The sequence below is a fragment of the Ethanoligenens sp. genome, from assembly GCF_047718355.1.
GTDB lineage: Bacteria > Bacillota > Clostridia > Oscillospirales > Ethanoligenentaceae > Ethanoligenens.
In genome coordinates this window covers 1,123-9,427 of record NZ_JBDNLG010000101.1, presented here as the reverse complement: position 1 = coordinate 9,427, position 8,305 = coordinate 1,123, and the positions used below count along the sequence as shown (strand labels likewise).

Genomic DNA, 8,305 nt, shown 5'->3' with positions numbered 1-8,305 from the left:
TACCGGCCACGCGCGCCGCTAAAAAGAGCGGATATCATTTGGTCTTGACCGTTGCGCGGCAGTTAAGAAGGGAGGGGGTGGCTCCATGGATCAAGTACTAAGCAAAAAGCTGCTTTGTAAAATCTTCAAATTTAAGAAAGCGACTGCACAGCTGTCGAGCAGCTCTGGTGTGAGTTTGAACGAAGTGCTCGCAATGACTATAGTTGACAGCCAAAGTGAAAAAAGCGAAAAATCACTTCTTGCTGTACAACTTGGCGAAACGCTTTGTATTACAAATTCCGCAGTTTCGCAAATGTTGACTTCACTTGAGAAAAAAGGGTTTGTTTATCGGGATATTAATGCGAGTGATAAAAGACAGTATCGCTTCATGCTGACAAATGAGGGTAGACAGGTTACTCAGCAAATGGAGGATGAGATAGACAGAACAATGAGGCGTATTATCCTGCGCTTTGGGGAGGATAGAATCCTGGGATTCATGGATATGCTGGATGATTTCTCTGAAATTTTGACACTGCCAAATAAAAACGGGAATACGGTATTAAAATAAGGCACTACAAGAAACCATGATTCCCTGTATTGATGGAAAGCTTTACCTGGCGCCCGTGCTGGACTGTTTTGACGGCAGTATCCGCGGCTTCAAAATGGATGCAAATATACGGGGCAGATTTATGTGCGGAAGCCTTCGAACGCGCTTGCAGATCCGATTCCACAAACTCTGCTGCCACTGTATCTATTGACGCCTGCCGTCCTATTACCGCACACATTTTACTGCGTTTACGCACTGAACCAATATGGACAACTCCCAATCTCCATTTTATAGTGAGATTATGAGAAAAATGCAAAGTGAAACCGCCGCTCCTGATATACGGGGCGGCGGTTCTACATTATATGCAAGAGCGATATTGGCTGCGCAGAATAGATTATTTCAGAACAGACGAAGCTGTTTCCCAATAGGAACTGTCTGCCACTGTGGAGACATCAATGGCTTTGGGTAGCAAACCATACTGGTGTGCGGTATCAGCCGTTTGCTGGAGGGCGGATGTATTGATATAGCCGAGCTGCGATTTATCGAAACCACTTGGAACGACCAGTTTAGCTACCTGTTCCGCCATAAACTTTTGATGTGCGAGAGAAACGCTTTTTGCCACATTGTAAACGGTTTCGCCGGCTGCATCCGGGTCGTTGACAGCGTCTGCCCAGCCTTTTAAGGTGGCTTTCATGAATTTTGCGGTTAAATCTTTGTTTTTTGCCATCCAGTCCTTGTTGCCAAACAAACAATCCTCCAGCATACCCACGTTTTCGTCGGCCACGCTGATGACGTTGAGGTCACTGGCTTTGATGCCGGATTCCAGCAGCAGACCATATTCATTATAGGACATTGCCTGTGCGACATCAATATTGCCTTGCATAAACTGGTTCATGGTTTCATCCTGCTGCACCAGTGTAACATCTTTGTCCTTGTTCAGTCCTGCTTTGTTCAGCAGCGCATACAGATCATACTCATAGCCGCCGAACCATGTGCCGATCTTCTTGCCTTTCAAGTCGGCAAGCGAGTTGATGTTCGCAGATTTTTTAGAAACAAACAGCACGCCGTTTTTCTGGAACAACTGTGAGATCTCGGAAAGTTTCCAGCCCTTGCTCTGGTAAGTCATCAGGGTGGAAGTGAAGTCGACGCCAAAATCGGCAACGCCGTTGCTCACAATCTGTTCCGGGATAATGTTGCTGCCACCCGGGAGAATGGACACATCAATTCCCGCATCCTTATAGTATCCTTTTGCTTTCGCAACATAAAACCCCATAAATTCAGACTGTGGAAGCCAGGAAAGCTGCAACGTAACCTTCTGGTTCTTACTGGAGGCGCCGGATGACGAGCACCCGGATAATACGGCGGCCAGCGCCACCACGGTGCATAATGCAAACACCAAAAAACGTTTTTTCATCTTCCATTACTCCTTCTTTTTTCATGCACTTGTAGCATTTTGTTTATCGGTCAGATTAGGTAAAAGGATGATCTATGGCGATTTGCACGTTGGTGCAAATAGATCTGCTCATAAAAATAGGCGCAGAATATTCATGTTCTGCACCTTTGCAATTTCATTCGATTCTTCAATTGTATATACCGGCCTATAGAAAAAGTTCCGGCTCGGCATGCGGCCGCTTCATAAGCATTTTGCCTTGGCGCACGGAATACAAAACCGGTGCCATATCGCGTATGAGTTCATAGGCATTATCCGCGTCCACAACGATGAAGTTTGCCGGTTTGCCTTCTTCCACCCCATAGCGATCTGCAAGGTTTAATGCTTTGGCGCCGTTTTCCGTGACCAGATCCAGAGACTGCAACATCTCTTCATACCCCATGAGATGACACATATGAATGCACATCTCAATTTCCCTCATCGGATTTCCAGTCCCGATAGGATACCATGGGTCCATGATGGAATCCTGAGCGATGCAGACATTGACGCCGTTGTTCATCAAGTCTTTGACGCGCGTGATGCCCCTGCGCTTGGGAAATGTATCAAATCGTCCCTGCAAATGCGTGTTTTCCGTGGGGCACGAGACAATGTTTATTTTGGAAAGCCGCAGCAACCGAAACAATTTGTGTGCATAGGCGTTGTTGTAGGAATGCATTGCTACCGCATGGCTGGCCGTGGTGCGTGCGCCCATTCCCAGACGATAGGCCTCTGCTGCCAGCACCTCTAAAAATCGGGATTGCCCGTCGTCGATCTCATCGCAGTGCACATCGATCATTTTGTCATATTTCTGTGCAATTTCAAAAACCTTTTTTAGGGATTCCACGCCATAGTCCCGTGTGAACTCATAATGCGGAATCCCGCCCACACAGTCCGCCCCCATCTTCACGGCTTCTTCTAGCAGACTTAGCCCATTGGGGAAAGAAAGGATGCCGTCCTGTGGAAACGCGACCAACTGCAAATCCACCAAGTTGGCGACTTCTTCCTTGACTTCCAGCATGGCTCGCATGGCGGTCAGCGACGGATCGGTGACGTCCACATGGCTGCGTATGAACTGCACGCCATGAGTAATCTGTGTGCGGATTGCCTTCCACGCTCGGCTTTTTACGTCCTCTTTCGTCAACTGCTGTTTTCGCTCTTCCCAAAGCGCGATTCCCTCGAATAAGGTTCCACTTTGATTCCAGCGAGGTTCACCGGCGGTGTAAACACAGTCCAAATGGATGTGCGGTTCCACAAACGGAGGGAGAACCAGCTTTCCGTCCACGTCCAAAACATCCGTATCCTCGCAGACTACCGTCGGTGCAATCTGTTGAAACATACCATTTTGAATGTGTATCTGCCAGAATCCTTCTTGTTTTCGCAGCCTTGCGTTTTTAACGAGCATGTCTCCCACCAGTCTTCTGTACCAAGATGTATCTGGTTATCTTGTATGGAGATAACCGATCATCTATCATTATACGGAGAGGACGGAAAAAAACATCGTTCAGGCTATACAATAAATGTGGCGGACATTGTTCACTTTGCAATACGGAGAAATGTGCGCAGCAAAAAGGCATCCCGCAGGCGAAGGCGGTCTTGGTGTTGAGACAGATCGCAGTGAAGGATGGTTTGAATTTTTTTGATGCGGTAGTTTAAGGAATTGCGATGCACAAACAGTCTGCTTGCCGCATGGACAGCGTTGCAATCCTCTTCCAGATAAATCTCCAGTGTTTTCAAAAAGCACGTATGATTTTGCATGTCAAACTGTTCCAGCTGTCCTAACATTTCTGCACAGTACTGTTCCATTTCGCAAAAATCATGGATTTCAAACAGAACTTTAAAAATCCCCAATTCATCGAACCGGCCAATCGTTGCGTCACTGTCGCCGTCCCATTTGACTTTCAGAGCTTTCTCCGCTTCTCGAAAGCTTTTTGCCATCTCATGAATATGAGGATATGGCCGGCCGACTGCTGCTGCCATGCGGGTGATTTCATTCTTTTCCAGAAGTTTTTTGCGTGCTTCCAGCACGATTTGTTCTACAGCCTGCTCTTCCTCGGGAGAATTACAGGGCAGCAAACAACAGATCGTTGGATAGTCGATCATTGAGAGGATATTGTATCCATGTATTTTGAAGGTGTTGTCTACGATTTTTTGATAAAACAACATTGCGCCGATCCCAAGGGACTCCGTTTCCAACATCAAAACGGCGATTTTATGCACACCGGAAAGATCATATTTATAAAAAGATGCCTTGGAGATCAGCGCCGCCTCTTTTTCGCAATGTCCGGACAGAATATCACTGAGTATTTCGGATAAGGCATGATCTTCAATGCCGTTTTTTACGATTAGGCTGCTGATTTCCTCGGTCGGTTCTACTAACGGGATGTGAAAGGGCATTTTGAAAAGAGGAAGCTCCAGTTGATCGGCGAGTGCAATCACATTAGAGGAGATTTTCCGGATATAGTCTGCTCCAATCAAAAAGACCACGCCGGACAGATTTTTCTGGTTGCTTTCTTCCAACAGCCTGCACAGCACTTTCTCATCCTTGCCGTAACCGATGCCAGACACGAACATGAATTCACCGCCGCGCACCCACTGCGCGATGGAATTCGTCAAGGTTACATATGGCCAGCGCACGCTACGGTATAGTCCGTTTTTGCCGCCGACCAGTTCAATTTGCTTAAAAGAGGGTAATGAGAGCAGATCTTTACAACAAATCTTCATTGGGCATTCCTCTCTTTTACACAACAACTCCAGTAATCCGCGCCTGTCTGCATGGAACTTGCCAATTTCCTCCGACTGTTTGAGAAAATTTTCATAGACGCAAAATGGCATTGCGTCGTTTTCTCCTGCACTTCCTTACTTAAATTATATCGGATAAACTGTAGGGAATCAAGAAACACCGGCACTTTCGAGCCCCGATATTTATGGAGTGCCGCACTCGAAAACCTTGCTGCTGCGGCAGGCTATCTCAATCCCAATTCGGAATCGCCGTGCTGGTAGGCCGTTTCGATCATTTTTTCGGCCATGGCAATCTCCTCGTCAATCAGTTCGCCGGCCCGCCCGCACACATCCCGGAGGACGCTTTCATTGGGTCTGATGAGCGAAGCTTTGAACAATCCGTTTTTTACCGCCGCCCACCGCAGAAAAAATTCGTCGCTGAAAAGCTGCCGATCCTGATCGGAAGAGGAGGGCCGATTCTGGAGATAATGCCGAAAAAGGTAGCGGTTATCGATCATGGCGCTGATATACCTTGCAAGCAGGCCCGCGTCTTTCTGCTTCGCGCCCGTACATCCGTTCATCTTCTCAAGCAGACTTTTCCGCATTTCTGGGTGGGAGCGCAGGACTGCCCGAGCCTCCCGGATTGCTCCAAAGTTCAAGGGCTTTTCCGCGATTCTGCGGACGCGTTTTATATCAAAGATGTGCGGGATAATTTCTTCGAATGTGATCCGCATATCCTGTCGGCCACAGGTCGGATCGGCACAGGAAAGCGAATCATCCCGTTCTTTCCGCACCATGAAATGATGCGTGTTGTAGAGCGTGTGATAATATCGAGTCCACGGGATGTAGAACGTGTCCGTTCCGATGATGATCCACTCTCCGGCTTTAAACTGGGACAGACTCTCTTTCATATTTTCCGGCGAGGAACAGTCGAGTTTCTCGAGCTTCGCTCCCAGCGTCTGGAGGTTCGCAATCATCCGCTTCGTCAGATACACCTTGCTGTGTGGGTCGTAAATAAAATCCGTTTCGGACCAGAGCGTCGCGAACGAGGCCCGGTAGTCCAAGCCGAGGGAGGCCGCGATGGTGACGATGCAGTCGTGGTAGCAGTTTAGCCCGCGGAAATGAATCAGATTCATCGTGTTCCTTTGGCCGTCCTTTCGGTTTTTCCCGTCGCGCCCTTTGGAATTGCGTCGACAAACCGGATCTTTTGCGGCTGCTTGTATTCCGACAGATGTGTCCTGAGATAGGCCCGAATCTTATCGACCCCGACCGGCGGGTCCGTCGGGACGATATCCACGCACAGGATTTCATTTTCCAGCGGGTCAGTTTCCCCGTATACGAAACTATCCTTTGCAAGCCGGCCGTTCTGGATGCACGCCTCCACTTCCTCCGGGTAAACGTTGAACCCCCGGACGATGATCATGTTTTTCTTACGCCCGCAGAGGTATAAGTAGCCGTTCTCATCCAGATAACCGATGTCGCCGGTATACAGATACCCGTTTTTCAGCACCTTATGGGTTGCTTCCTCATTTTTGTAATATCCCAGCATGATGTTTGGGCCCTTTACGACGATTTCTCCTTCCGTGTAGGGGGCGTCAGTGATTTGCCCGCCGGCTTCGATTGCAATTTTCACCAATTTGACGGCGGACCCGACGGAGTCCCATTTTCCGTCCTTGGCGTTCACATTTTTTGAGACTTGCGGGGCGGTTTCCGTCATGCCGTAGCCCTGCGAGAAAGTGATCCACGGATAGGCTTCTGAAAGCCTCCGAATCGTATCGCCGGAAACCTTGCTCCCGCCGAATCCGAAATGCTTGACCGTATGGAGGTCGTAGGGAATCGGTCTGCCTGCCGTCTGTTCCATCAGCAGCGGGACCACGGCCCCGCCCTCGTAATTGGTCACCTTGTGATCCTGTATCGTCCGGTAGAGGGTATCGAGCGTAAATCTTTCGGGCAGCAGGACAAGGGGGAACGACCGAATCAGGCAGGCGATGAGAATCATTAGTGAGTAGGCGGTGGAAAATGGGGACGCGATGGTGTAGCGGATTTCGTTTTCACCCGTCTTCGGGAAACCGATGCCAATCCGATCCATGTAGCCCAATGCAGAGGTCTCGACGTTCTTTTCCGATAGCTGCACGATCTTAGGCTTTCCCGTGGTGCCGGATGTGGCAAAAAGAACCATCGGCTCCTCTGGCCCCAAATCGACCGATGCTGGAAAATACTCGGATTCGCGGGGGTACAGGTCCTCCATATAAATCACGCATGAGGTTGGAAGATGATTGGCCCGGATGTCTTCAAACATCATGTCAAATTTCTTCGAGGTGACGATGGCGGATACATCCCCCTGTTTCAGAAATGGAAGAACCTCATCCACCGTCATCTGAACACTCAGGGGAAACGCCGTCATCCCGAACCAAAACACTCCGAAAACGGCGGAGATGTAATCGCCGCCGTTCGGCAGGAAAACCGCAACATTCGCGGGCCCCTGTGGCAGATAGTGCTGAAGCGCCAATCCCTTTCGGGCGAGCTCGCCGTACGTGATAGTTTTTTCACCGTCGATCACGGCGGTCTTTTCCGCGTTCTCCCGGTTCAGCAGCAGGCGCCGGATCATTGTCCCTCACGCTCCTTTACTTTGCTTTCGACAAGCGCGGTCAAATGACCGAATTCAAGGCACGGTTCCATTTCCGCAATGTCAAAAGTGATGGAATACGCCTCTTCAATCTCCATCAAAAGGCTGATAAAAGAAAGAGAATCGAGCCCTATGTCTGTGTATAGGTTGGTTTTCTCCCCGATCGGACCAAAGTCGGGTTCTTCCTCCTTGATTATTTGAATAATTTCGTCGCGGATCATGGCAGCCTTTCCTTTCTTCTTTTTAAAATAGACCGGTGGGGCAAAAAAAGGGCCTGCATGCCGACGAGAAGAGGCATGCAAACCCTTTTGCCCGGCTTACTCTATGAAAACTCCGCCGAAGGTCGAAAAATAACCGGTATCATTCCCGATGACGTTTTCTCCCCGCCATCCCCAGACGAAGGCGACTAACGTGCCTTCCGGGATCGTGATGTTGAGACCAGTCGTCGAGCCTCTCCGGATGCTGTAATCCTCGACCTCTGTATCGACTGCGCCGACATACGGATCCGTATACGTGATGGTCTCGGGAATGATGTGATACACCAGTCCAACCTGACCGCTGACCGGCTCAGCAGTCGCAAGGCACGCAAAAGGATACATCGTGCTATCCTCGTTGATCGAAAATGACAGTTTGCACCCGAACGTCACATATAGCTTTCTGACGATTCCCGTATAAGGCATCACAAAGGAACTGCCAAAGCTCGAGTTTTCGGTATTGCTAGAGTCGATCGTGATGGTCTGGGCGGCCCAGTCACCCGGCTGAAGATAGATGCCGTCTAAGCCATAGGATCTGGAGTCACCGAATCCGGCGAATTGAATGATCTGCGGATTACCTAATTCATCCGTAGTAACCCCATCTCCCTGATTGACAGATGAGAACGGAATGATCGCGCCGACCGGGCCGGTTGCTCCTGTGGGGCCGGTGTCGCCAGCTGCTCCGGTTGCTCCAGTCGCTCCGGTTGCTCCAGTCGCTCCGGTTGCTCCAGTCGCTCCGGTTGCTCCAGTCG

Annotated in this window: 8 protein-coding genes; 1 reads left to right on the top strand and 7 read right to left on the bottom strand. The window is 49.6% G+C overall.

Annotated features, from left to right (window positions below; all coding sequences use genetic code 11):
• The first annotated feature begins 85 nt into the window (after window positions 1–85).
• Window positions 86–547, top strand: coding sequence for a MarR family winged helix-turn-helix transcriptional regulator (locus ABF463_RS12520; protein ID WP_415534030.1), 462 nt, complete (start codon window positions 86–88; stop codon window positions 545–547).
• Window positions 548–920: 373 nt separating this feature from the next.
• Here the strand turns inward: ABF463_RS12520 and ABF463_RS12515 are convergent, their stop codons facing one another.
• From ABF463_RS12515 to ABF463_RS12485, 7 genes are all read right to left on the bottom strand, one after another.
• A complete protein-coding gene (locus tag ABF463_RS12515) occupies window positions 921–1,940 on the bottom strand; it encodes an ABC transporter substrate-binding protein (RefSeq protein ID WP_415534028.1) in 1,020 nt (339 codons plus the stop codon).
• Between the two features lie 184 nt (window positions 1,941–2,124).
• The gene (gene codA, locus ABF463_RS12510; protein ID WP_415534026.1) at window positions 2,125–3,357 is read right to left on the bottom strand and encodes a cytosine deaminase; all 1,233 of its coding nucleotides are present in this window, start codon (window positions 3,355–3,357) and stop codon (window positions 2,125–2,127) included.
• 131 nt (window positions 3,358–3,488) lie between these two features.
• Window positions 3,489–4,676 carry a PucR family transcriptional regulator gene (locus ABF463_RS12505; protein WP_415534024.1) on the bottom strand — a complete coding sequence of 396 codons (1,188 nt, stop codon included), beginning with the start codon at window positions 4,674–4,676 and terminating at the stop codon, window positions 3,489–3,491.
• Window positions 4,677–4,918: 242 nt separating this feature from the next.
• Window positions 4,919–5,809, bottom strand: coding sequence for a hypothetical protein (locus ABF463_RS12500; protein ID WP_415534022.1), 891 nt, complete (start codon window positions 5,807–5,809; stop codon window positions 4,919–4,921).
• A complete protein-coding gene (locus tag ABF463_RS12495) occupies window positions 5,806–7,281 on the bottom strand; it encodes a class I adenylate-forming enzyme family protein (protein ID WP_415534020.1) in 1,476 nt (491 codons plus the stop codon). Before ABF463_RS12495 ends, ABF463_RS12500 begins: the two co-directional genes overlap by 4 nt.
• Entirely contained in the window at window positions 7,278–7,520 is a 243-nt protein-coding gene (locus tag ABF463_RS12490; protein WP_415534018.1) for an acyl carrier protein, read from the bottom strand. The genes ABF463_RS12495 and ABF463_RS12490 overlap by 4 nt, the downstream gene beginning before the upstream one ends.
• 96 nt (window positions 7,521–7,616) lie before the next feature.
• The coding region (locus ABF463_RS12485; RefSeq protein WP_415534016.1) for a hypothetical protein at window positions 7,617–8,305 on the bottom strand (689 nt) is incomplete at its 5' end.